The following is a 1,374-nucleotide window of genomic DNA, read 5'->3' as shown; positions in this document are numbered from 1 at the left end:
GGGTTGTTCAGATCGACGAGAACGCCGAGGCACTCGTTCTCCACACGCACTTCGACCTCAGGCTGGTCGGAGATGTCCGGTCGACCGCGGAGGCCGCGGTCGACGCGCTCCGGTCGTTTCCCCGGACGACGCTGTCCTGGCGTACTCCGGAGATGCGTCGCGAGATCGCGACGAGTCGAAATCGCGCAGTCACCAGAGATGGATATCGCGCAAAGGCCCCGGGCCGCGATTGCGGCCCGGGGCCTGCGAGTCCACACCGACGCTAGTGTCCCACAGGGCGCTTAAGCGGTGGCGACCGTGCGCCAGCCGGTGTGGTAGCTCTCGCGAGCCATGACCGAATACGGCGCCGGGCTCACGATGGCCCGCACCGGCAGCTGCTCGTGGGACTGGACGGTCGTCTTGCGGGAACCGCCGTCCGGCTCTCCCCAGATCACCTGCACCTCGGCGCCGAGCGGAACGTCGGGGTTCACCGTCGCCAGCGAGAGCACCCTACGCTCGTTAGCGCTGTAACCGGTGAACAGGGACAGCCCCACCAGGCTCCCGTCAGCGTCCACGATGGAGTCGAAGTTTGACGACCCGTAGTTGGCGTTGGGCAGATCGAAGAACTGGTAATCAGGGCCGTCGTCGACGGGAGAGGCCAGGAGCTTTGCTACGTCGTCGGCGTTCCAGGCGAGGGTGACCTTGCGACGCTGGGTCTCCGGGTCGATGGCCTCCAGGGCGTCCCGTCCCATGAAGTCGTGGTCGAACTTGACGAAAGATCCGTATCCGAGCTCCCACGGGTTCAGGTAGTAGTCCTCGATCTTGTCCGAGACGAAGCTGCCGGCCAGGGCGTTCGTCGCCTCGTAGCTGTCCGCACCCAGCCATTCGCGGTACGGACGGAGCTCCTCGCTGGTGTAGACGGCGGGCAGCGGCGACGGGATCCACCCCGACTCCAGCGTGTTGCACCCATACGCCCGCGAGCCGCACGGCTCGAGTCCGAACTCCTGTCCCGCTTCGAGGATGGCGTCACGCACCTTGCCGTACGTTTCGTACGGCCCCCACAGCTCGAGGCCGGGTGCTCCGGCCATGCCGTGACGCAGTGTGCGGACCCTTTCGCCGGCCACGTTCAAGTGGCCCATGCGGAAGAATCGCACCTGCTCGACCGGTCCTCCGTTGACCTTCTCGATGACCTTCCATGCGTTCGGGCCCTGGATCTGGAAGCGCCACACCTCGCGCGTGACCGGTTTGCCATACGGCCGCGAAGGCGAGCGCTGGTCGAAGCGGACGTCGACGTTATAACCCGAGCTGGCCTGGAAGTTGAGCCAGTTGGCCACGGGGGCGCGCCCGACGAACACGAACTCTTCCTCAGCCAGACGGAAGAGGATGCCGTCGCCG

General features: G+C 66.2%; 1 protein-coding gene. It reads right to left on the bottom strand.

The window, feature by feature from the left end; genetic code table 11:
• Window positions 1-281: 281 nt before the first annotated feature.
• Window positions 282-1,374: vanillate/3-O-methylgallate O-demethylase (gene ligM, locus ELR45_RS32715; protein WP_205857736.1), on the bottom strand; the 1,093-nt coding region annotated here is incomplete at its 5' end.

This window comes from Phytoactinopolyspora endophytica (assembly GCF_004138495.1).
Lineage (GTDB): Bacteria > Actinomycetota > Actinomycetes > Jiangellales > Jiangellaceae > Phytoactinopolyspora > Phytoactinopolyspora endophytica.
Note: the sequence above shows the minus strand (reverse complement) of the source record. Positions and strands in the feature narration are given on the sequence as shown.